Below are 23539 nucleotides of genomic sequence, written 5' to 3' on the forward strand. Positions count from 1 at the left end.
GATATGCCAAGAGCGAAGACGCTTTTATTTAAAGCCTTTTCGGCTATGCAATAGGTGGTCCGCGGAGCTACTTCGTAGCATCAGTAGTAAAAAAGATAGCACCGTTTTTATCGGCGCAAATGACAAGAACTCCTTTTTGCATTGAAGTCTTATTGAGAAAGACGGTTTGATTCTGCTTTGAATCATGGCTCAAAGAGTAGCAGGTGCCAGGAGAAAAACCAAACAGATAGTGTTCACCGTTGCTATTTTCACTATGCAGTTTATATCTGATCTGTTCGGGGTCTTCTTTATTTTCGATTGTACTTTTAAAAGAGACGTAAAAATGCTGGTCGTTTTTGCTTATGTGTGTTGAAGCTATGTCGCCAAGAATAACAGAATTTAATTCAACTTTGTAATCATTCTTATCATCGGCATTAAGAGGGATTAAGATGTTGAAAAATGTATCATATTTCCTGGAATCTTTCGGTGATATCTCGATCCGCCACGCACCGGGTTCCTGCGGACCCTTTGTTGGGTCGGTAGAGATAACCCCCTTTCTACCCGTATTAAAATTAAACCCATCAACAATAAACTCTTTCCCATAACCACCGACTTTTTCAACTACATGCTTTTCCGGCAGCAAGGGATACAAAAAAAGTCTGCCATTATATTGGTATAGTTTCCTTTTTTTCCCTGACGCATGTTTTAAGGATCCATGCCAGTTCCTGCCGTTTTCCACCTGTTCTAACCTGTCTATTGTTATTTTCGCATCTGCCACCAGAGGTTCGTTAATTGAATGCAGAAGCCATTTCTTCTTATATGTCGCTTTAAAAGAAGACACCCGGTCGAACACGATAAAAATTTCAGGTCTAATATATAAAAAATTCCTCAGCCATTTTTCAACTCGTGGCGTCCTCGCGCGATAATCACCGGAACCGGTCTTGCTATTGGTGTATGCAGATGTCACATCGCCGAGGACATGCACATAGGTCTTGTTCATCGAAATGGTTACGATATCCCCCATTTCATAATCATCCACACTTTTCATCCACGCTGCCAGATGGTCGGGGGAATTGTTGTAACCGCCTGAACCCACCCTACGTTGCCCGCCGTCGTTGGGCAACTTCCATTTGGAACTCGTGTCCACATCAAGCGGGTCGGTTACGGTTATGCAATTATGAGCTATGGTTTGCATCTGGTATTTCATATGATGATCGCTGCTGTACCCGGCGGTATAAGAGCCGCTATCGATAGCAAGCGCACCTCTTCGGTAAAGGGTGAAAGTCCCGGAATCAAAATGCTGATGACTCCAGTAATTGTCACCGACTTTGAACGTGCCATAAACATCATCTTCACTCCATCCACCCCTCATCGTTACAAGACCGATACCTTTAAAATGGCGATGGAGAGGGAGATTGCTTACATCGGCCATTATCGGTACAGGAGAAACTTTTTCATACCACGGCCACACACAATCAGTCCAATTTGATTTCTCATCAAACCCTTTCCCATTCGTGAGCCACCAAATTCCGTATGGATTGGCGTAAATAGCGGCTAACGCACACATCCCCTTGAACCTAGAAAGCGAGGCATCGTTTATATCGCCCAACCTAAGCGGCGTCATGTCAGGACGCGTGGTATATATGGGGTAGTAGATCAATTCTTCCAGCCATTTGTTTTGTTGAAACAAATCATTACCGGTTGCGTATCCCCATGCGTGCAATGCCGGGGCAACAACTCTCCCGACGCCCACATGCAAGTATTCGATCCCCTCATGCCAACCGCCCCCGTCACCCATAATCTGCTTCCAAACAGGAAGATATATATCCAATAGTACTTTCTTTGCGAACCGGATAAGATTCTCACTGTCAGGGTGATCGGGGTAGCTGACAATCGCACCCACGACGAAACTGTAGCCTATCCGCACATATCCGACGTCATTATAAGGGCTTATCCGATGCTTTTTATAATATTCAACGGCGAACTTCGTATATCTCGTAATCCTCTCCAAAAACTGTTTCCTGGTTTCGTTATCAAGGTCATTATAGGCCCAATCATATGCCAACGACAGTTCGTTAATTTTATTAAACACGGAACCCGGCAGATCCGCATTCACAAGTTGCTTGATCTTCACCAAAAGGGCCGGTTCCTTTGTTGCAAGATACACCAGCAAAAGCTCGCGAACATCCTTATATTGTTTTTTGCGGTGTATATTATAGTGCTTCTCCAACAATTCCGGGAACTCGGGGTGTGGCAGCCGGGGATGCTGCAACCGGTAGTTATCACCGACCAACCGTTCATCCACGGTCATATGATTATCGGCGTTAGCGGCTTCTGGAAATAGCCCACAAAACACAACGACCAATACCAATAAAATTTTCAATATATTTAAGCCCTATTCTATATAAGCCCCCATGAGATCAAAAAGGGGCCGACGGCTGGCACATCTCCCGAATCTTTTACGCCTTCACCATTATCCTCTTTTTAACCTTCTCACGGTCAAATTCATCCGCAAACCTTTTCACATGTTCAGGATTGAAATTTTCAATTCTATAATTTTTTAGATTTATCCTACCATAGGTATTTCCGATTTTTTGCCATAGGCGCATTAAAAGAAATACCAACTTATCATATAACATATGGCTCTTGATCCCCTCGATTCGGGATATGCCGGCCAACAGTTCCGCGCCAGCCCAATAAAACTTCCGCAGGCTTAATTTTTTTTTGTGAAAAAGAGCGTTATATTTTTTTTCGATTAATATTTGGCCCAACCCGATTCTGTATCTTTGTTTTAGCAGTGAAAAAAGCGAGGGCTCACCATATTCCCAGACAACGGCATTTTTATCGAAAACGATTTTATAGTCCGAAAGCATTAAAATTCTGTAGCATATTTCAACATCCGCGGCTTTGAAAAACGCTTCATCGAAAAAGCCCAATTTTTCAAAAACACTCCTTCTGAATGACGCGTTGGCACCGTCGGCATAGGGTAAGAAAGGAAGCGACACTCTCTCAGCCGCGTACATCGGCGACATGTAATTTACCCTATCTTGGAATTCAATCACTCTGTTTTTGGGATATTTAATTAGCCTGATTTCCCCGGCAACACATCCAACCTCAGGGTTTTCAAAAGATTTGACAATAGAACGTATCCAATCCGGATCAGCAATGCATGATATATCGGTTGAGCATATGATATCCCCACGTGCCATCTCCAATGCTTTATTTAGAGCTCGTGACCGGCCCTTTTTCCTGATTAATCCGACATTAATTCCTCGATTTGACAGTTTTTGAAACGAGTTGTCACTGGAGCCGTTATCCACCGCAATGATTTCATAGCTATCCTCTGGATAAGTTTGCTCTTTTAAAGCATTCAGGCAAACATCGATGTGTTTTTCCGCGTTTAGCACAGGTATAATCACAGATACATAAGGGTATGGCATCATAATAACTCGACCGTTCGGGTAAGGGGTTTTAGGCTGAAAGCCATCGACAGGCATAACACAAGGAGTTTCTAATATTATCCTGCATGATCCGACAAAAAGGAAGGGACATTTAGGCAATACATTTGACGGCTGCCTTCATGGGTGGAATCAATACAAATCTGACGACCGTCCTGGCGCCATCTCGGGTGAAGGTCGCAGCGCACCGATCCCCTGGCCTTATCGCATGACCAGAAGGAATTTAGTACATATTTGTTGTTGGGATTAAAAAAATCAAAAATGAACAGAATTTGCTTTCGATACGAATTTGGATAAGTGTCAGTTAAAATGTACCGGCCATTCGGCGAAAGGGTGCAATGACCATCACCACTCGCTATCGCTGCTGGGACTTCACACCGGATGCTCCCTTTACTATCGACTACCTGGTAGCAATCGTATCTTTCACCGCTTGCGTAAACGATTACCTGGTTTTCGTCAATCCAGTCATAATGACTCACCATGCCCGTATCAAGCATACAGCTCAGCTCGTCGCCGTCGGCCCGCGCACAGTAAAGGCGAGACCGGTGTTTACCATCCTTGATGCGCCAGCGGTGTAAAAACGCAAATCTCTCGCCATTTGGGCTTACCTGTATATGATTGACCCAATGGTAGGTATTCCGCATCGAATTCGATATATTGAATTCCGATAACACTTTCAGGGGTACAATCAGCCGGGAACTGTCAGTTTCTAAATCTATCAGAAAAACGCCGTCTTCCTTCGGTGCATGACTGTCGGCAAAAGGGTCTGGAACACCAGCGTAACCATAATCCGGTCTCAGGTTCGCCAAGCGCGAAAAATTAAGGCTGTATGCCTGCTTTCCGTTTGGATGCAGCGCATAAACCGGTCTATCAAAACGAGAGATCTCCCCCTGGTCGATATGCTGCATAATGCTGATGAAACGGTCTTTCTGTCGGCTATTGAAAACAAATACCTTTGTGTCATCCTTGGGAAACCATTGGAGCATAGCGCCCTGCTGATAATTCCATGCCATGCTGTCCGCCAAGGGGTGAAAATCCCCCCCGTCTGCGGGCACGATGCCAATTTTGCACTTTTCACCGGACTTTGGCATGGAAAATCCCTGGTCCGCGGCATGCGCAAGCAGAAATCGAAAATCACCGGACCAGGGGCTTTTGTCATAATAGCCGAAAAAATGATGCATAGGCCCTGTTGTCAACGCAAGCGGTGGCACGGCGCATCTTCCCACTTTAAGCAGCCGATAGAGGACCGGTGCGGAAAAATACAGGGAATTTTCGAGGTAATTGGTAAGCGCATTCCGAATCCGCCAAGGTACCATGGGCGTTGAGAGTAACCTGTCAATAATCACGACACCCCCCGTAAGAAGCGCTTCTTCTCAAGCATACCCATAATATTTTGCGATATCGGCTGTTTTGAGATTGGTTTTGAGTTTTTCCATGAAACCAAGCTTCATAAGATCATCGGTTTTCCCTTTGGGCCGGGACCGGCTGAAAAAATCATGGCGCACGCCGCGAATGCCGAGGTAATCGAAAAGCGCGCTCCTTTTTTGGGTGTCGGCAACCAGATCCTCATACCGAATATGAAATCCGAAATCAGCGTCCTTAAAGCTTCCCGCCGTCTTAATCCATTGGGCAATATAAATATCCAATGCTTTTCTATCCGTTGGATGGTCCATCCACTTATGCCGCTTGATGGACAACATACAGGCAACCGGATTGCGCACGAGGAAAATAAAGCGTGCTTCCGGAAACAGGGTTCGCATAAAAAGGGCTGTCTCCAATCCGGAACGAACCTTTTTCACGCCCCAACGCTGGTAACCCAAGTCTGTCGTGCTTTGGGCATACAGTTCATCAATAAACCGCCTGAACCCGCGCATAATGGTCTGCTGGGGGGGATTGATGCAGGGAATCCACAAATGCGCCCTGTTTTCCCCGGCAGCTAAAAATGATTCCCTCTGCTGGTTCCCGTTACCACCGAAGCCAAATCGAAAGCGATCCCCGCCGGCACCGAGCATCTGACGGTATCCTTCCGAAGCTAAAAACAGATAATCCAGGGCGCCTCCGGTTTCACCCCAAACCATTATTTCGCCGCTTTCAATTAGGATTCGCTGTAAAAGCGTGCTGCCGCTTCGATGGCCGCTACAAAAAAGAAAAACCGGAGACCGATCGCGGCTGTTCATCCTTCCCCCTTCAATCCGCGCCAGTCCGCCAGCTGCCGATAGGCTTTTAACGGCATTAAGGCGGGAAGCGCGTATTTCCAATCTTTACTCGTGATCATTCGGCGCTTTACGGCATACCTGAACATTTCGTGGGCAGCCTGAATATCCCCTTCCCACAGGCATCGATAGGTGCGTTTCAGATAAGCGCCCGCGCAATATTCACGAATTCGATCAGGACCCAATGCGGTTGCAATATCCGGAAAATCCGACAAGAAGCGCTCTTTTACCAACAAATTAAAATAACCGCTACGGGCTTGATTCGAGGTCACTTGCCCGTGGGAGTGGAATCGATAAAAAGCCAATACTTCAGGGACCAAACAGATGGGATTCGTGCCGGCCACTCTCAGCCAGAGGTCATAATCTACACAAGCTTGGTACGCAGTGTTAAATGCCGGTTCGGGCAGGTAATCTCTTTGGACCAACGCCGCATGTATCGGCCACAAAGCTGAAAATCGAAACAGGCTGTGTAACTTTTGATCGTTTTCATAATCCGGCGGGATAAAAGGCTCCCCCGGCTTATTGCCGACGCGTTGCCAACCGCAATACGCAATGGCCGCTTTTTTCTCGACTATTTCCGCCAGCATCAACTCGACAAACCGGTGGTCCCAATAGTCATCGCAATCTAAAAATGCGATATAGCGGCCAGTAGAATTGGCGATTCCCGAATTTCTCGCCGATGAATGTCCTTGGTTTTTTTGGTGCACGGGTTTTATTTTCTTCCCGTACCCCGCCATAATGCCTGCCGTATTATCTGTCGAGCCGTCGTTGACCACAACGATTTCAATATTCGCGTAGGATTGATGCAATACCGAATCAATGGCATCACGGAGAAAAACTTCACCGTTGAAACAGGGAATAATTACGGACACCAATGGCATATCCATTCAAAAAATCCTTCGGCAAAAACACTTCATAAAAGCAAACATCGGGGTTACTTTCCTTTAATAATGCGGGATAGAACGAAGCGGCTATTCAAGCCGGTGTCTTTTTCATATACCAGCAAGCACTCGCCATTCGGACCGGATGCCAGCGCTGGATTCGCCACACTGCTTCCGGCTCGTTGTTCGCTTTTATCCAACCACAAGCTTTTGTTCATAAATTTATTCGCTGAAACATCATCGGCTGGGTTGTAATAATTGAGGAGAATGGCCGAATGGGGGGTGGGCGGATCAGCCGTACGCCACCCGAACTCCATCGACAACAACGCATATTTGCCACTCCATGCCATCGCCGCCTGAAAAGGGGAAATCTGCCCTTTTCCTACAGCGTATCCTTTTTCAAGCGTTTCATGGGGGAAAAAAAGGTTGCCCCGCTTATCTTTTTCCGCAAAAGTGAGGCGTTGGGGCCATTTTCCCCGCACCTCAACAAAAGAAAGGGTCGGTTCGCAGTTCCAACCGCCTATCCAATGATTGAAAGCCACGCCCCACCCCTTGACTGTGCCTATAATGCCGGGTTTATCCACAACCCAGGAACCTTCAAACACCAGGGGACGTTCAAGCAATTTTCCGGAAGAGGGGTCAAGCGCCAGCATTGCCGCCTGGGTTTTACCAAATTTTCCGGCTTCAATCCGATAAGCGACCGCACACTCATTCCCACGGCAGGCAATGGATGGATTCCCCCTTGAATTGAGATCAGCCCACCAATACTCATCATCCCCCAGCCATTTCCCGTTTTCGGGCAGGACTTTTTGAATGTTATCGGGTGATTCACCATCCAGAAAAATACCTTCCGGGTCGATGCAAGCGCCGGCATCGCTCACCCTTGCCCCAACCAAACTGTAAACGGGATAATTTCTGGCATCCATCCAAACAACAAAATAGTTGCCCTTGCCGTACGATACGGATGGCCGGGCCTGGTTGCCGGATTTTGTGCTTACCGGCATCCCGTTTGTTTTTGACACAACCCCTTTCTCGTCTACAACCGCAGCATAAATGTCGTAATCCCTTCCATTTCGAAAGTCCTCCCATACAATGAGGAATCGCTTTCCGTCAAAGGAGACCGATGGGTATCCCTGGACATTCGGCGCATTACAGACAAGGATGCCATCGGGATCCAGCGATGATCCCGTGGCCGGATCAATCCGCGCGCAATAAATATCGGCAGCATCTTCAACTGGTTGCCGAGCGCCATCCCTCCAGGCCACGAGATAGACGGAAGTGCCGAACGCCACGCACGGGTTGTTTTGGCGTATCTCGGGCGCGCGACATTCAGGCGCCGCTTTCAGGGACGGGAGAATTTCCAACGGCCCGATATGGTCTGCAACCGCATCTTGAAAAAATATGAAAATGAGTATGAGAACCAGCCAAGGATTCATCAGGCTACCGGTTTGAAAAGGTGGTTCTGACCATCCAACTGGGCCAACTATAAGGAGAAGGTGTTGAGTACAGCCGCCCCTGGGCATCGATTGCCTTAACGGATCCGAGTTCCCAAGCTTCCTTTAGCATGGCCTTTTGCCGAACGGGTCTAAAAACACCATCTTTGTAAAGATGCCGCACCTCCCCCGCAAAGATTCTGCGGACATTAAATTCATCGCCGCCGCCGGTATAAATAACACCTGCATTCGGGGAATAAACGGCAAATACGGTGTGAAAACCGGAATCTAAAAGCCCCTTGCCATCCATTCGCTTTAATCCGCCCCCCGCATACCGCTTAATTTCTCCTGAGGTTTCATTCAGCGACCAAATTTCTTTTCCGCCATTGGGCATCCAGAAGAATATACCGTCCGTCGTCACATGGGCCCCGCCAACATGCCCTGCTCTGAATTGCTTGAGCCCGGCCGCCCGCAAATCGTCGCCGTCGGCAATCAGCATCGCCTTTTTTTCATCGACCACTATTTTCCATATCCCACCTGCCCCCGCAAAATAACAAGCCTTGCCATCGTGGGTTACAGCAAAATTGGTGGCGCACCCCTCCTCCAAATCAGTGGCTTTAACCCAAGATGATTTCGACACAGCTTTGGTTTTAAGCGTCCCCCCACCCGAAACCGTTGTAACGTGCCAGGAACCATCGGTGTGTTTGGTCAATTTACGAAGTCTTTTATTCATCATATCAGAAACGTAAACATTGCCGAACTGATCTGTTTTTATGTCTAAATCATTATAAGCGCGATAACCGAAGTCAAATTTTGCCTGATCGCCCGGGCCATCCCGAAAGCCTTTTTCGCCGGTGCCCGCAATGATGTAATCCGTACCTTCAGACGAAATCCAATGAACCTGGGCATTCTGCGGTTCGGCCACAAACATGCTTCCATTTGGACCCATGGCCATTACCGCAAAGTCTCCTCGGCACGCTTCTCTGGCCGGACCGCCAAGGCCTTCGGGAACGGAAATTCTCGTATAGGCAATGTGCTCCGCATAAAGCGCGCGCCCGGTGGGTATATCCGCCAAAATTCTCGTTCGATTTTCAGCGCACACCCCTGTGGTGATTCCTGCACAGGTGATGAAAAGACCGATAAGAACAAATCCCCACGAACGAGGGCGGCTGTGACACATTGCACATGCCATGGCTATTTAATATCCATGCTGATACGGCACTATGGGGTATCCCAGAGTGTCATCAACTTAGAATCCCCGACAATGCTGTAGATTTTTTCAATCTCTTCCCGGGCCAAATTCTCTTTCCACTTAAAAGCTGTTTTAACCGGGTCTTTCCGAATGCCCCAATAGCCATCCGTTTCCCGGTCCGTTGATTTAAGCAGAAAATCTTTTGTTTTTTCGGTGAAGTCCCAGTTCAGGAATTCAAATATTTCCTTTGATTTCTCGATGGGATCAAGGCAAAGCGCTTCATAAGTTACGAGTTTGAAATTGGGGATGGACACCCTGTCCGGCAACCCCTGTTCCTCGTGAACGGATCGCCAGATTTTCGCCCATCCCTCAACGCCTTGTTTCCCCATCCCATATTTTTTCCCCTCCACGTATGAGAGCACATTTCCGCATGGATGCCGAATGATGAATATGATTTTGGGCCGGCCCAGCGCGCTTGAAATCCAATCGATCCCCCAGTCAAATTCGACTATCTTGGAAACAAATTTTATCCCTCTGTTTTTATAAAACAGCTTGAAGAACCGGTCACTCAGTATCAAAGGGAAAAGTTTCGTCAGGGGATATAGATTCAGGTCCATAAACAGTTTTTTAGAGGGCGTTTTATGCCCCGTGGTATGTGCGTTTTTCAACAACGCCGTGCCTTTAAACGCATCGACCAACATGGCCGAAGCTTTCTTCGTGCACCCTTCTTTTTCAATGAGTTGCTGTAAAGGGATAAAAAGGTCGCACTTCTTCAAATTGTTGGGTTCATACCGGTACATCACATGCGGGTCACTTTCTAAAATTTTCCCAAGCCATGATGTGCCGCTTCTGGCAAGACCGATAACTAAAACGACGTCCTTAAAATTTTCGACGAACATATTTCCTCTTTCAATTGGTATGCGTTAACTCGCCAACTTCAAACTAATTCCCAAAAGATATGTTTCATCTGGGGCCAAATCTTCTCCCAGCTATGTTTGTCCGCGGTCTCTTTTCCAGATATCGAGAGCCTGTGGCACAATTCCCGATCGCCGGCCAGACGAACCATATTCATCGCCAATGCTTGGTAATCCCCGGGGTCGACCATCAATACATCTCTTTGATCTTGCACCAGATAGGGAATACCACCTGCAGAGGTCGTCACCACCGGCACGCCCACCGCAAAGGCTTCAAGGATAGAATTGGGATAATTATCGACTCGAGACGGATTGATAAAAATATCCGATTGCGCCAAATGCGCCGGAATCTTTGCCGGATCAATCTTCCCTAACAGCGTGACATCTTCTTCCAGTGAAAGCGCCTTAATGATATGCTCAATAGCCGTCCGCAGGCTGCCATCTCCGATTAGGGTCAATTTGGCGCCTTGAATTTTTTCCTTGGCGAGCTTGAAGGCGCGAACTGCGGTTTCAACATCGTAATATGGTTCGAAATTACGGGTACATATGAACCTGTCCCCTCTTCTTTGGCTCGGCTTTCGGTGCTGAAAAAGGTCGAGATCGATGATATTGGGCAACACCAAGGATCTCACTCCAAAGCGCTCGAAAACTTTTTTTAAAAAGGCACTTGGAACGGTAACAAAATCGGCCTGTTTCAACACCCATAGAAATCTCTTTCCAAAATTATGGAAAAAATCTTCGGCTTCTCCCCCCCGATAGTTGACGATCACACGATTGGACAAAATTTTCCCTATAATAACAGCGGGGATGACATTGAAGAAATAATAGAGATGTGAACATCCTAAAATATAAATAATAGCGGTGGGCCGGCAACCGGAAATCAATCGCCAAAGAAACACGACCTCTCTTAGCAGGGTTCTTATTGCCGGAATGTTTCCAACAAACCGTTCAATCGTCTCGGTTGACCTGTTTGTGGGAATAATCGTGACGCAAACCCGTTCCTTTTCCAGCAATTTTTTTAATAAGAACGCCTGGTTTGCCATCCCGCCAAAGGGCGGTGGGATGGGCGCCACGATAACCACATTCAAAAAAGGATTGCCGCTATCATTCATTCTTGAAGTTATATGGAGCCATCAGCTCAACCGGTTCGCTTGAATCCCAAAAAATTAAACTGCCGCCAATGCGAATTTCCACGGTTCCAAAAAGTCGGTTTGGGTCGCGTGCCTGTCAGGTCTCAACCGGCCTGCATGACCTCGCGGGTCATTTGGATCTCTTTTTCTTCAGCGAATTTTTCTTCTCGCTGTAAAATTTTCAGCAACACGCATATCGCATTCAGATGGTAAAACAAATCCCAATAGGCGACACCTAAAAAAGCCCCCCCGACAGCATACGCCAAAAGGGAGGTTTGAACCGAAATGGCAGCGTCGCCTATCCAACCATCCTTTCCACTTTTGGCAGCTCTTCGGTTGACTCTCTCCAAGGCTATCATCGTCCCAAACAACAAGCTGAGCCACAGCAGCAGCGCAACATATCCATGTTCGCCCAATATTTCGAAATACGCACTGTGTGCATCATGCGCCAAGCCGCGAAAAGTTTCAAACCCGCCGCCGGAAAAGGGGGACATATTCGCTCTGAGGTAGGCATAGTTCCAGGCCTCGAATCGCCCTAAAACAGATGCGTCCTCGTCATAGGTTTCGATTGTTTGCATCCGGTCAAACCACTTTGTCGGCAGGTGGGTTGAGGCGACAGGGATGGCCAATAATAATCCCGGAATCAAAACCAAAAGCCATCTCTTTCTTTTTTGCCTCAGCAGTATGGCCGATACTGTAACGGCCAAGGTTAGCAATCCCCCCCTTGACCATGTGCAAATAACTGAAAAAACGGAAAAAATAAACATAACCGGAAACATTATGCGCAGCCATTTGCTGGTGGATATTCGCCCACACAATAAAAATACCGGCAACATCATATTCAGGGCGAGCGCGATGTCATTGTTATCCGCATAAAAGCTATATGGCGGCCCCCATACCTTATGGGAAAAGCCTGTTCCTATAGCAAATATCCCCCCTTTAAGGCCCACTAGGCCGAAGGAAATTGCTATTACAAATAGTAGAAATTTTAGTTGTTCTTTTGTCCTTATTAAAAAGAAGGTGGGGATGATACCAATATAAATTTTCATCACCTTTTCCCACTGGCTCTGGGCAGCGAATGGATGATCCGGATTCAAATAAGTTGTTAGGGTGAAATAGAGCATTAGTAAAATGAACAACATCGTTTCTCTGGTCAGCGGAAACGCCCTGCTTTCCTTTCGGTTAAGAAACATGCCGATTACGGTTGCGGAAAAGACGATGAAATATATCGGCATGGTAACGGAAAATCCCCAGGCATATCGGTGCGGATTTAAATAGCCTATTACCGCCAAGGCTAGCACCCCGATCCATGGCTTAAATAAGGCGATGAAGGACGAGGATACCGTAAACAACAATACCAATAAATCACGCACGGTTTATTAACCCTTTCCAATACATCCGCTAATAACCCTTATATCCCAATTTTCCCATCGTATCATCAAGTAATGGCAATATGTTAGATATTTGTTCGGGGTTTTCTTCCTTCCATTTATTCAAACGCGGTTTTGAAAATGCGTTCGTCGGGTTTTGCACTAGCGATGAACAGTATTTTTCAATTACTGGGGTAAACGGAATGCTCAGTTTCGAAAACACATCCCAAAATGTTTCAACAGGTCTTAAGAGAATGTCCTCATAGCTGACCTCCACCCATTTTGGTGCCGGCACCAAGGATTTTGCCCTCAAAACGGCCGTATTGGCGGCGATCCACTGTTGCGCACATACATTTTCGATACTGTCCCTTAAATAATTTCGCCAACCCTCAAAGAGGAAAAAACACCAGGTGGTGTAATTACCCCCGTCTACGGCTACCTTTTCGGGCAAGTCCAACGCCCATTTGCCGTATTCGCCGGGTCTCGCCCAGCCATGGATAAGTGAATTCACGTTATCGGGCCCATTCCTTTTGACAAATAAAAAGGAGGCGTCCCTAAATAGGGTTTTCAGGTATGGTATACGAAAACAATTCTGATTTGCTTTATCAACGAAACGCTTTCGGCCTAACTGCGTATAAAAAAATCGCGTAACAGCATACTTATCCGCATCGGTTGCCTCTTTTGCGGTCAACTGATGGGAATTCCATCCATTCTCCGAAGCAGGATGCAATCGTTCCCATGTTTCATGGCTTTCCCTGAAAAGAGATCTCAAATCGGCGCTCTGCGATAGCGCAAGATAGGCGGCCGTTGTACCCGCTCTGGAGCAGCCGACGATGAAAATAGGGTTCGAAAGCTTCGGGCGCCAAATTGGGTACAAGAGGCTTCGATAAAGAACGGCCATTTCTTTTCCATAGTAAACCGCGTTTTTAACGATTTTCTTCTGAAAGCTGTTGAATTGATTTATCATCTGACCTTATCGGAAAAGATTATTTTATATTAAGGCAACCATGTATTTCGCCGATTATTGCCCCACATCGGACAAAATAATACCGCTTTTGATTCAATCCGGGGTTAATACAAAATAAAAACGCATTTCTAATCAGCAAGTTGAAAAGATAGGGCGGTACGCCGAACATGCAGTGCTCGACCTGGTCCCTCCGATCCAGTTGTCGCACAACTTTGTTCCTCAGATACGCTTTTTTAAAGAGGTATGGTAATTTCAATCTGGCAAGGTCGACCATATGGTATTGCACAATATCCGGCACATATAGCAGGCGCTGACCCGCGCGCAATCCCCTGATAATATAATCGGCATCTTCGCCGCCCCTGAGGTTGTGGCCGCTCGGCCCGAGATCCAAATTGAAAAAACCTGTTTTCTCGATAAACGAACGCCTGAGAAATAGGTTACCCGCACCGGGGATAAACCCGGTTTCATTTATTTCTTTTATCTTATTCCCGAGGTCGAAATTGGGTATTGGGAACGGACGAATTGCATAGCCGCTCCGGTCATGGACCCATGGCGGCTCCCTTCCATCCCATTTCGGGATTATCCTGCCGCAGAAACCGGAATAGATAGGGTAGCAAGAAAAAGCACTCATAACGGATAGAAAAAAATTGGCGGGGAAAATGTGATCATCATCCACAAAAACCGCCAGGTCGCTATCAAATTGACTTAACGCCAAATTTAAAGCACGGGTTTTCCCCGGTACTTTTTCAACCAAGTGAAGAACCGGCGCGGGCATAACTTTGGAAAACTGCCGTATGACACCTCCTGTCCCATCGTTGCAAGCATTCTCTACAATTGTCACTATAATTTTAACATGCTTGGGGCGATCCACAGCAGATAATGATTCCAGTGCCTCAGCCAGGCTTTCGGCACGGTTGTGCGTGCAAATAATTATATTGAGCGACTTTATTGCCATAGAAATTTCTAGATTTTATTTTCGGCTACGAAAACAGTATGTTGTGGTAAAGCGTATCATACTTTTTGGCCAATGCCGCGATCGAATAATTTTCCTCGATCATTTTTCGCCCCGTCACACCCATCGATTTGATGTCTACTTCTGATATCCTGGAAAATATACGCTCAAGGCTTTCGGGTCTGGAGAGGTCAAAAAGATAGCCAGTCGTGCCGTCTTGTATCAGTTCATTGGCGCCGCTCACTCCGGTAACGATACACGGAACTTCCGAGGACAAGCTTTCAAGCACAACATTCGGCATGCCTTCACTTTTAGATGGAAGAATAAAAATATCCGCGGCCTGATAATAGATTTCTATGTTTTCAATAGGGTCAGCCATTTTGAGATGTTCAGGGTTATTGGATGCCAATTCTTTTAGATAGGTATAAAATTTCCCCTGATGGTCTTCCCGACTTTGAGGCCCGATAACCAACAGGAACGCGCGGCTATGAAGAGCTGCGTTGGCCACCCACTGCTCCATTAGCCAACCAATATTTTTCCGATGGTCAAAGACCCCTACTGAAAGAGCGATCAGCCGTTCAGCGGGCAACCCAAGTACTTCTCTTAAGTGATACTTCTCGGATGGCGGAACAGGCTTGAATCGATTTGTATCAACACCGTTGGGCATATGATGAATTCGATCAGCGGGCAATCCTGATTGTTTAAATTCAGCGGCAAGATCCCGGCTGATTGCGATATACGCATTAACCATCTTTAAGAAAAAGTACTGAATCATACCGGTTATCGAACCTTTGATGCCAAACAAATCGTTTTCTGCCAAACTGGCCTTAACAAGACTTTTCCATCCCAATATCGCAGCAATCGGCCCGACAATACTGTTAATATAATAAGCGCCATGACTATGAAACACATCAAAGTCACGGCGTCTGTTGTAAGCGAATAAAAACATGTTTTTCCATATACTGATTTCGGTATGCCGTCCCCTGCCTGGTTTTATCCGCCACACATGAAAGCCCTCTACTACTTCATGCCGGCTTAATTCCGGCCGCCCGATTGTCAAAAATTCAATGTGGTGTCCCATTCTTTTTAACATTTTAGCAAGCGAGATTGCCTGCTTTGCGGCCCCGCTGTATTGCGGCGGGAAATGAGTACTGTACATGAGTATTCTTAACGGCATTGATCAGCTCCGAATAAACTCTTTTTCACTTTTACAACTTAACATAGAAATCCCATGTGGTTTCCTACCCGCCAAGAAATAGTTACAAGCGAGGAAATATATCAGTCGTATCTTTTCTGGAATTCCGCTGAAATCTTTTTTAATGTAATAAAAGTACAAAATTCGCCATAATATTTTTAGTATATTTTTATGGATCCGAATATTTTTCATTGAAATTAGGTTGCCATATTCCCGTCTCGTTTTTAACAACGAGAATACGCGTGAGAAATAAAAGCACACTTCATTGTTTCTAGATAAATTATGCCGGTGCATTCGTCTATGCATTACAATATCATTGATGCACCCTATGCTGTAGAAAAGTGATATCCGTGTCCAAAGATCGTAATCCTCACCATAACGAAACCGAGGATCAAACGGATAGGTTTTTTCGAAGACCTCTTTCCTTAGCAAGGCTGTTCCCGTCAATATAAAATTTCTTTCGAGAAGCTGACAAAATGCATTTTTCAATATACCTTGATCAGTGGCATGAGGCGTTCCAAATTTTTTAAAGGCGGAAGCAAAAGAAGCGCCATCTATGTCAAAAGATCCGGAATCACCAAAAACCAGGTAAACATCAGCATGTCGACACATAAAATCCGTCAGCTTTTTTAACGTATCAGGAAGCCAGAGATCATCCGCATCCAAGAAAGCGAGCCATTCCCCCTTCGCCTCCTTTATTCCTCTGTTTCTTGCCGCGGAAGACCCAGCATTTTTTTGATAAAAGTATCTTATCCGGCGCTGATGGATTGAATTGACCTCTCGCGCATATGCCGCAATGATATTGGCGGTCTCGTCCGTGGACCCGTCGTCAACGATAATTACCTCATAGGCTTGAAAACTTTGAGACAACACGCTTTGCAGGGTATCCGCGACATGGTCTTCACCGTTGAATACAGGTATAATAACGCTGACGATTGGTGCAGAATCCGTGGTATCGTCCATTGGGCCCGTCATGCGCTTGCCAGGCGTTTCATCCATAATTGTTTTTTGATGTATAATAATATCTTAACCCAGCCGACCTCCGTGTCGGCAAACGCCAATTTGCGTGCGAATGTGGAGAGGTTGTCATGCCCGAAAATGGCGACTCTCCGAACTAAAAAGCGGTTGGTGTCGCTGCCGGCCCAGCCCGGCTTTGTGGTGCAAGCAATCTTGTAGCCAGCCTTTTTGACCGCCTTGACACAATCATCGTTCAACCGGCCAAAAGGGTAAGCAAAACTGTATACCGGCCGTGAAATAATGTTCTCCAAATCCTCCTTTGATTTGCAAATCTCCTCATTAATCTTTTCAGAATTTAATTCAGGCAGCTTCGGGTGTGACCGCGTATGTGAACCGATTTCCATATTCCCTTCAGTCATTTCAACTATCTGAGAAGCGGCAAGCATATCCCTTGCCGCTATATCATTTTCCGGCCAACTCGATTGTTTTCCGATATCATTCGTAACGATAAACCAAGTGGCGGTTATCCCATAATCAAGCAAAACGCGGAATCCGAAATCGAAATTATTATTAAAGCCATCATCGAAAGTTATGATAACGGATTTAACTGGAAAATGCGGATGACTAAACAGGTCTTCAACCTTAAAGGAGTGCCATCCTTCATTTTTAAGAAATTGAATCTGTCTTTTAAAGCTGTCGTGAGAAACGGCCCATTTTGTTTTGATGGAAGCCCTATCCTTTTCAATTGAATGATACATTAAAACAACCGGTCCACGACCGTTACTAATTGGAATTAAACCGGCATTCTTAAAAATTCTGCGGGAAATAGGATCGATAGCCATTTAAAACCTTATGGTTTAACGTTAAATAGCTTATAGGTCATGCGACTATAAAGTTCTATAAACATAGTTGAGCATGCCTGAAAAGCAATATTTGCCGAGAAATAACGGCCATATATTAACAGCCAGCCTAAATAAACGGAGAAAACGAAGAAAGAGATCAGCAGAAAATGCCACGGGCTTGTAGAAGGCAAAAAACCGGTTAAACCGTAACCAACCACGCCAGCTACAATGTAAGCTATCGCGCTTGCCGTAATTGCTGGCGCCAGGGTTATTACGATATCCTTGATTTTTAGTTTTAGGTGGGATCTCATCAACATTCTTTGCATTAGCACGACGATCAATACTGCTCGGATGGCTATACCGGCGGAAATACCCGTTAAGCCCCAGCGAATAAAGATGAATACAATCAAGACCGTAGATACGGCTTTAAAAACAACGATGGGAGTTTCTTTGATGATTAAGTTCTGCGCGGTCGCCAGCGCCCCCATGGTGGTTGAAATGACGATAAAAAACGACCCAAGCGCCATCACCTTCAATGGTACCGCAGCCGGAAGCCATTTGTCGCCATATAGCGTTGCGATAAACGCGTCGGCATTAATGGTGAATATGACCAAAAACGGAAACACCACTAGCGCCATGGCGCAAAGAATTTTATGAAACATCCGCACACTGTGGTTAATATCATGCTGAATTTTTGACAAACCGGTGAAAAATAGCTGATAAAGTCTAGAAGTAATTTCAACAACAGGCATCCGCGCCAGATTGTACGCACGATTGTATATCCCCAGACTGCCCGCCCCGAGCATGCTGCCGATCATCATGTTGTCCACCCGGTCGGCAAACAAACCGATACTATTGTTTAAGTGTATAATGAATCCAAAACGCATCAACGGTTTAACTTTTGAAAAAGCAAATGCAAGCAGTGGTTTCCACGGTGCCGAAAAAGACATAAGAATAGTTGAGAACAAAGAGGATAAAATGCCGCTTATCACAAGGCAATAGGGGCCGAAGCCAACATAGGCAAGCGCAATGCTTATCGCAATAGAAATAAAGGATACGATTATCTGAATTCTACTAATGGTTCGATAGTCCAGCTTTCGGCGAAGAATACTGCCGTTTATGGACATATAAGGCAGTATAAAAAAATTAACGCACATGCATTGTAAAATGAGAGTGAACCGGGTATCATCATAGAAATGTTGGAGAAAACCAGATGCAATAAAAATAAGCAGCGTGCAAATGACCGCCATTGCTTCCATCACCCAGAAGGCGGAGTCCCATTGATCTTTTGACACGCTTTTTGCTTGCAAAAATGCCACCGGGATGCCCAACACGACTTGTTTTTGCATAATAGCCGAAAAAGCTGTGGCGGCATAAAATACGCCGAAATCGCTAGGTGACAGAATTCGGGCAAGAACAATACCCGCACCGAACTGTACACAGGCTTGAATCGCACCTTGTATGTAGAGCCAAGCAGCACTACTCTGCATTTGTTTGCTCAGATTATCGCCACTTAACGCCATAAACCTTCCTCGGAATTCAATATTGGCAACCCGCTTTCATTAACAAATAAGTAATTGTAACAACGTTAATGTTTTTTAACTTTTTTATTCTGTTTCATAATACTGACCGCTTTATCATAATAAAATACCGCTTGGTCTCCTTTTCCTAATTGAGTCAAAATGACGCCTTTTCGATAATATATCTCAGGTAACAGTATAAAATTAGGGCTAACATGTTCAATCATGTAGTCCAAATTTCGCGATGCATAATCGAGAAGAAACTCCCTATCGCCAAGGCCTTGATTAACCCTGTTCATTGCATTTAAGGCATTGCAATAATGATGAATATGAATAAAGTCCTTGCCCAATTTTTTCTTCCAAAGTTCCGTCTTACGCTCTAACTCTGCTGAACGATACCCCTTTCGTTTTCGTGCCTCACAATAACCTGGTAATATTTTATATTCAAATTCTGTAATATCGGAAGGGATGTTGCCGCCAAAAGCTTTTGCGCGCTGATCGGCTTCTAACCCATTGGCTTCGGGTATGGGTAAGCATGTCATGGATAATGCGAACACCAAGAGCAATATTATTTTGTTTTTATAAAAGAATAGTGCAAGCATTTACTTTCCTCCATGCAATCGACAAAAAACGTCTTAAAGTATTTTGAAAGATTAATTTTTAGCAGTTATATCTGTTTGATTACTCTATTTGCCATTCAGATTCATCTCTATACCACGGCAAATCATATTCAAAGTAAACTTTTTTTATTTGTTCAAGCTGCTGAATGCTTAACCTGTTTTTCCATGCATATACTATTTTCTGGGTATCTCTGAATATATTATGATTGCTTTCGCTTTCGACAGGATTCATCGTGTTTTTTAAAAATTTATCGACATCATTATTCCAATCTAATTTTAGAAAGTTAAAGACCATTTTAAACATCTCAACCGGCGCGGCACATAGTTCTTCATATTTTATAACTATATAATCAGTTGTATTTTTGATGTTCATAAATGCGGCTTTTGTTGCAGATGCCTGCAAGACTGAAACATCAAATATATAAGTCTTATAGTCCGATTTGGCCCATAAACTTAGAAAACTAGACACGATTCCCGCTGGGTGCCTTAACAAAAGTATAATTTGAGGATCATAGTTATCAATATAATAATGACACAGCAAGGGAGTAACTTCCTTTATGAATAATCTTTTGTTGGACCTTTTTAAAAGGCTCCAGTCTGATGCGTCAGTAATTTTTTTTTCAAAGGACGGAATGCCCCTAAAAGACTTATCGAATATTTTTTCGAACACTTTTGGCGGATGGCCGCCTTTTTTGATATGGAACCTCGCTGGGGTTATTCCATACTTAAGTACCGATTGTGTGACAGGTTCATCTAAGTAGAGGAGGTCTGGGGACTGTGATATAATTTTTGCAGTCCAGGAAGAACCACTTCTCGGCATGGAAAGGAGAAGAATGGGTCTTCCCTTACAAGGTATGCGCTTCCCTATTAATTCAGATAACAAACCAAAACGGGCCCATGCGGTATTTGCTATGTATTTTGTATATTCGATCAGCTCGTGATGTGATGGCATAGTTCTTTTTGCCTTGATATGATGGAAAAGATATTATGAAAAAAAAACATCCTTCAACCGCACCTTGCTCACAGGTGCCAGATAGCTCAAGACTTTTCGTGCAACCATCTCATAGATAGGTTGCGTTACATGTTTTTTTCAAGCCAAGATTCCAACAATAAAAGCACCCACAGGTTGTCTCCATAATATGCGGAATCATCTGATTTGAAAGCGCGTTCGATTTCATCTAAAAATTCCATTTTTACAAACGCTCTAATTTTGGAGCTTTTCGAAAAAAGGGTGTCCCTCATCAGCTCTGCTAATTTTGGATCGGTTTTGAACCACTTGGATATGGGCATACCCATTCCATGCTTGGATTTGCTGATAATTTCATCCGGCAGGAACCCCTTCATCGCCCTCTTAAAAATATAGCGATTTTTACCCCATTTTACTTTTAGTGTTGGTGGAATAGTAGTTGTGAAATCAACAAGATCTCTGTCCAACAGCGGATACCGTACCTGAAGTCCCGCCGCTTCTACCATCTGGGTTACCTTTCTAAGATCGTTGTCCGTGATGGTGAACTTCATATCGATATAAAGCAATCGATCCGTGTCATGGGAAGGCGCCACTCGGTTATAATGTTCCTGGGCCAGCGCCATAAAGCAATCGGGGTTGAAACCTTCCAGAAAATCCGGCCGAAAAACCGCCTCGGCACCAATTTCCTCCAGTAGATTATAGGAGAAAAATCGCCTCGGATTTCGAAGAGTTGATCTTTTCACATAATTTTTGGCTTTTTGAAAAACTCCTTTACCCGGCATTCGATTCAGAAACGGTTCCAGCAGATTCTGACGAATACTATTCGGCAGCATAAAATAGTTTTCAAATACCAAATTTTTCACATACCGTTCATTGCCGCCAAAAATTTCATCTCCACCGTCACCGCCAAGCAACATGTTTACGCCGGCTTCGCCAGCGGTCTTTGCGCAGTAGAATGCCGGCACCACGGAGGCATTGCCAAAAGGTTCATCATAAATTTGTGGCAGCTTATCCACCAAATTTATAACGTCTTCAGGGGTAACAAGATATTCGTGTTGCTTTGCCCCAAACCGGCGAACAGCGATGCGCGCATAATCGAGCTCGTTGTATTTCGGATCATCGAACCCAATTGAAAATGTTTTAACCGGCTTTCCCGTGATTTTCGTAAAATATCCGACAACAGAACTGGAATCAGTGCCACCGGACAAGAAACAACCGGTTTTTTCTGGCTCCGAAACAAGCGCGTAACGCCTGACCGCCTCTTCAATCCGACAGGGTATTTCCCGCACCCAATGGGCTTCTCCGATGCGATTTTCCGGTTGATACCGAATGTCGTAATGGGTAAAAGGCCTTATTTCTTTTTTAAACCAACGAAGCCCCTTTCCAGGCTCCAGCTTCCGAATTGATTTATAAATCGTCACCGGGCTGCATACAGCCTGAAAAAAAAGATAGTGATAGATGGCTTCGGGGTCGATATCCCGCGATACCTCCGGCACCAGCAGCAACTGACGGATTCTGGATGCGGCAACAAAGCAATTCAAATGCGTTGCATAAACCACCGGGCGAATACCATAGAAATCCGTGACAACCATTAACTCATTTTTTTTATTATCCCAGATAGCAAAGGCAAAGGCACCGCGAAGACGATCGATGAAGTCTATTCCGAACTTGAGATAGAGTTTCCATATCAATAGCCCTATATCCGCAAAGGGTTTTTCGGGTGTGCCGATAAGCTGCCAAAGTTCTGCTTCGTTTGTAAGATCAACGTCATACGCGACGGCACCGTTTTCATCGGTCCACAGCCCCTGTCCGGGAAACTCATTCCACGCGGCCAAAACGACCTGAGAGTGAGAAAAACTGATTGTTTTGGCACCCGAACCGTTTAGCCTGTTTGTTATTTCCGCAAGATCTTTTGAGCTGTTTTTTATAATTAAAAATCCGCCCATGGGAATGGAGGGTTGGGTCATCATTGTTTTAACCTTCAAATTTGGCTACAAGCGCATGGGAAACAAAGTTAACGCCCCTTGACAAAAAAACGACTAGGGTAAGAGAGATGATAAAATCAATGATTCGTATTTGGGTCGGCGTCACGGATAAATACGAATGAAGAAGATAAATTTCAAAAATACAGCCGGTAAACGGGGACATTATTTGATACCATTTATCAGAAATGACTACATCGCAGGTAGAAAATATAAGTGAAACCGAAAACAAAAGAAGCAGAAAAAAATTGAGGGCGCTGAACTTAAAAAAAATGTTCAGTCCCATCATAATCAAAAAAAAAATTACTGAAAACAACCTGCCGGTTTTTGGCGGCATCTTCATCCCGTTTTTTCCCGTCAATACTCCCAGAATAAAGCCACATGCCGTGAGCCATAACGCATGCCCATAGCCATGGTAACCGTTGAGGTAATATGCCGCAAAAACAAAAGCAATTGAAGTTATAACCATTGCTTTTTTATTGAGTTTTTCTAAAAAAGGGTAAACCAGATAAAAGAGCAGAAGCAACGTGAGAAACCACATACCTCTACCGAATGGGCTAATATTGTTTATATAAAACCAGTTTAGCAGCCCATTAAGCCCCAGGATATTGATCAGGGTATGCCACGACCATAGGCCCTGCTTGTTTTGAACCATGAAAAGCAAGAACAGCACGGCATTGATCACACAGAAACTCGCACCAAGTCTTTTAAGCTTGTTGGTCCAGAATTTTTTTATGCTGTATGCGCCTGTGTATTTTACGGAGGTAAATAAACCTGATGAAAAACTAAAAATCAGCAACCCTACCGTGACGGGTATCCACAAAATCGGTATTTCATGGAAAAAATGCCCGCAAAAGACCATTAAAATCGAAAATAATTTTAATACGCTAAAATTACGGCTGATATTGGTATTTATGTTCAAAAAAACCTGTCTCATTTTTTTAAACGCTCATTCCAGTGAACCACT

General features: G+C 44.9%; 20 protein-coding genes. All 20 read right to left on the reverse strand.

The window, feature by feature from the left end; genetic code table 11:
* Window positions 1-67: 67 nt before the first annotated feature.
* Window positions 68-2362, reverse strand: a complete 2295-nt coding sequence (locus RBT11_00415; GenBank protein MDX9785216.1) for a heparinase II/III family protein — start codon at window positions 2360-2362, stop codon at window positions 68-70.
* Window positions 2363-2438: 76 nt separating this feature from the next.
* Window positions 2439-3476, reverse strand: a complete 1038-nt coding sequence (locus RBT11_00420) for a glycosyltransferase (GenBank protein ID MDX9785217.1) — start codon at window positions 3474-3476, stop codon at window positions 2439-2441.
* Between the two features lie 20 nt (window positions 3477-3496).
* The gene (locus RBT11_00425) at window positions 3497-4783 is read right to left on the reverse strand and encodes a hypothetical protein (GenBank protein MDX9785218.1); all 1287 of its coding nucleotides are present in this window, start codon (window positions 4781-4783) and stop codon (window positions 3497-3499) included.
* A 27-nt stretch (window positions 4784-4810) separates the two neighbouring features.
* On the reverse strand, window positions 4811-5614 hold the full coding sequence (locus RBT11_00430) for a sulfotransferase (protein ID MDX9785219.1): 804 nt from the start codon (window positions 5612-5614) through the stop codon (window positions 4811-4813).
* Entirely contained in the window at window positions 5611-6537 is a 927-nt protein-coding gene (locus RBT11_00435; protein ID MDX9785220.1) for a glycosyltransferase, read from the reverse strand. The genes RBT11_00430 and RBT11_00435 overlap by 4 nt, the downstream gene beginning before the upstream one ends.
* A gap of 47 nt (window positions 6538-6584) precedes the next feature.
* Complete coding sequence (locus RBT11_00440) at window positions 6585-7967, reverse strand: hypothetical protein (protein MDX9785221.1); 1383 nt, start codon at window positions 7965-7967, stop codon at window positions 6585-6587.
* Between the two features lie 4 nt (window positions 7968-7971).
* The gene (locus RBT11_00445) at window positions 7972-9156 is read right to left on the reverse strand and encodes a hypothetical protein (GenBank protein MDX9785222.1); all 1185 of its coding nucleotides are present in this window, start codon (window positions 9154-9156) and stop codon (window positions 7972-7974) included.
* Between the two features lie 29 nt (window positions 9157-9185).
* Window positions 9186-10055 carry a sulfotransferase gene (locus RBT11_00450; protein MDX9785223.1) on the reverse strand — a complete coding sequence of 290 codons (870 nt, stop codon included), beginning with the start codon at window positions 10053-10055 and terminating at the stop codon, window positions 9186-9188.
* A 38-nt stretch (window positions 10056-10093) separates the two neighbouring features.
* The gene (locus tag RBT11_00455; protein ID MDX9785224.1) at window positions 10094-11182 is read right to left on the reverse strand and encodes a glycosyltransferase family 4 protein; all 1089 of its coding nucleotides are present in this window, start codon (window positions 11180-11182) and stop codon (window positions 10094-10096) included.
* A gap of 122 nt (window positions 11183-11304) precedes the next feature.
* Window positions 11305-12573 (reverse strand): putative O-glycosylation ligase, exosortase A system-associated, encoded by a 1269-nt coding sequence (locus RBT11_00460; GenBank protein MDX9785225.1) that lies wholly within the window; start codon window positions 12571-12573, stop codon window positions 11305-11307.
* Window positions 12574-12601: 28 nt separating this feature from the next.
* Window positions 12602-13537, reverse strand: a complete 936-nt coding sequence (locus RBT11_00465) for a sulfotransferase (protein MDX9785226.1) — start codon at window positions 13535-13537, stop codon at window positions 12602-12604.
* A gap of 19 nt (window positions 13538-13556) precedes the next feature.
* On the reverse strand, window positions 13557-14492 hold the full coding sequence (locus RBT11_00470; protein ID MDX9785227.1) for a glycosyltransferase: 936 nt from the start codon (window positions 14490-14492) through the stop codon (window positions 13557-13559).
* Between the two features lie 25 nt (window positions 14493-14517).
* Entirely contained in the window at window positions 14518-15666 is a 1149-nt protein-coding gene (locus tag RBT11_00475) for a glycosyltransferase family 4 protein (protein ID MDX9785228.1), read from the reverse strand.
* Between the two features lie 3 nt (window positions 15667-15669).
* Window positions 15670-16683, reverse strand: coding sequence for a glycosyltransferase (locus RBT11_00480; protein MDX9785229.1), 1014 nt, complete (start codon window positions 16681-16683; stop codon window positions 15670-15672).
* The gene (locus RBT11_00485; protein ID MDX9785230.1) at window positions 16656-17399 is read right to left on the reverse strand and encodes a polysaccharide deacetylase family protein; all 744 of its coding nucleotides are present in this window, start codon (window positions 17397-17399) and stop codon (window positions 16656-16658) included. Before RBT11_00485 ends, RBT11_00480 begins: the two co-directional genes overlap by 28 nt.
* Before the next feature lie 92 nt (window positions 17400-17491).
* On the reverse strand, window positions 17492-19006 hold the full coding sequence (locus tag RBT11_00490) for a lipopolysaccharide biosynthesis protein (GenBank protein ID MDX9785231.1): 1515 nt from the start codon (window positions 19004-19006) through the stop codon (window positions 17492-17494).
* Between the two features lie 65 nt (window positions 19007-19071).
* The gene (locus tag RBT11_00495; GenBank protein ID MDX9785232.1) at window positions 19072-19605 is read right to left on the reverse strand and encodes a tetratricopeptide repeat protein; all 534 of its coding nucleotides are present in this window, start codon (window positions 19603-19605) and stop codon (window positions 19072-19074) included.
* Window positions 19606-19684: 79 nt separating this feature from the next.
* Window positions 19685-20575: a sulfotransferase gene (locus tag RBT11_00500; GenBank protein MDX9785233.1), complete on the reverse strand. Its 891-nt coding sequence runs from the start codon at window positions 20573-20575 to the stop codon at window positions 19685-19687.
* Window positions 20576-20700: 125 nt separating this feature from the next.
* Window positions 20701-22560 (reverse strand): asparagine synthase-related protein, encoded by a 1860-nt coding sequence (locus RBT11_00505; GenBank protein MDX9785234.1) that lies wholly within the window; start codon window positions 22558-22560, stop codon window positions 20701-20703.
* A gap of 4 nt (window positions 22561-22564) precedes the next feature.
* Complete coding sequence (locus tag RBT11_00510) at window positions 22565-23494, reverse strand: acyltransferase family protein (protein MDX9785235.1); 930 nt, start codon at window positions 23492-23494, stop codon at window positions 22565-22567.
* Window positions 23495-23539 lie beyond the last annotated feature (45 nt).

The sequence above is a fragment of the Desulfobacterales bacterium genome (assembly GCA_034003325.1).
Taxonomy (GTDB): Bacteria; Desulfobacterota; Desulfobacteria; order Desulfobacterales; family JAFDDL01; genus JAVEYW01.

Excerpts from the sequence above, each read along its gene's own strand:
- RBT11_00420 (MDX9785217.1), bottom strand. The coding sequence starts at position 3,476 with ATGCCTGTCGATGGCTTTCAGCCTAAAACCCCTTACCCGAACGGTCGA.
- RBT11_00430 (MDX9785219.1), bottom strand. The coding sequence starts at position 5,614 with ATGAACAGCCGCGATCGGTCTCCGGTTTTTCTTTTTTGTAGCGGCCAT.
- RBT11_00435 (MDX9785220.1), bottom strand. The coding sequence starts at position 6,537 with ATGGATATGCCATTGGTGTCCGTAATTATTCCCTGTTTCAACGGTGAA.
- RBT11_00440 (MDX9785221.1), bottom strand. The coding sequence starts at position 7,967 with ATGAATCCTTGGCTGGTTCTCATACTCATTTTCATATTTTTTCAAGAT.
- RBT11_00445 (MDX9785222.1), bottom strand. The coding sequence starts at position 9,156 with ATGGCATGTGCAATGTGTCACAGCCGCCCTCGTTCGTGGGGATTTGTT.
- RBT11_00450 (MDX9785223.1), bottom strand. The coding sequence starts at position 10,055 with ATGTTCGTCGAAAATTTTAAGGACGTCGTTTTAGTTATCGGTCTTGCC.
- RBT11_00455 (MDX9785224.1), bottom strand. The coding sequence starts at position 11,182 with ATGAATGATAGCGGCAATCCTTTTTTGAATGTGGTTATCGTGGCGCCC.
- RBT11_00465 (MDX9785226.1), bottom strand. The coding sequence starts at position 13,537 with ATGATAAATCAATTCAACAGCTTTCAGAAGAAAATCGTTAAAAACGCG.
- RBT11_00470 (MDX9785227.1), bottom strand. The coding sequence starts at position 14,492 with ATGGCAATAAAGTCGCTCAATATAATTATTTGCACGCACAACCGTGCC.
- RBT11_00475 (MDX9785228.1), bottom strand. The coding sequence starts at position 15,666 with ATGCCGTTAAGAATACTCATGTACAGTACTCATTTCCCGCCGCAATAC.
- RBT11_00480 (MDX9785229.1), bottom strand. The coding sequence starts at position 16,683 with ATGGATGAAACGCCTGGCAAGCGCATGACGGGCCCAATGGACGATACC.
- RBT11_00485 (MDX9785230.1), bottom strand. The coding sequence starts at position 17,399 with ATGTATCATTCAATTGAAAAGGATAGGGCTTCCATCAAAACAAAATGG.
- RBT11_00490 (MDX9785231.1), bottom strand. The coding sequence starts at position 19,006 with ATGGCGTTAAGTGGCGATAATCTGAGCAAACAAATGCAGAGTAGTGCT.
- RBT11_00495 (MDX9785232.1), bottom strand. The coding sequence starts at position 19,605 with ATGCTTGCACTATTCTTTTATAAAAACAAAATAATATTGCTCTTGGTG.
- RBT11_00500 (MDX9785233.1), bottom strand. The coding sequence starts at position 20,575 with ATGCCATCACATCACGAGCTGATCGAATATACAAAATACATAGCAAAT.
- RBT11_00505 (MDX9785234.1), bottom strand. The coding sequence starts at position 22,560 with ATGATGACCCAACCCTCCATTCCCATGGGCGGATTTTTAATTATAAAA.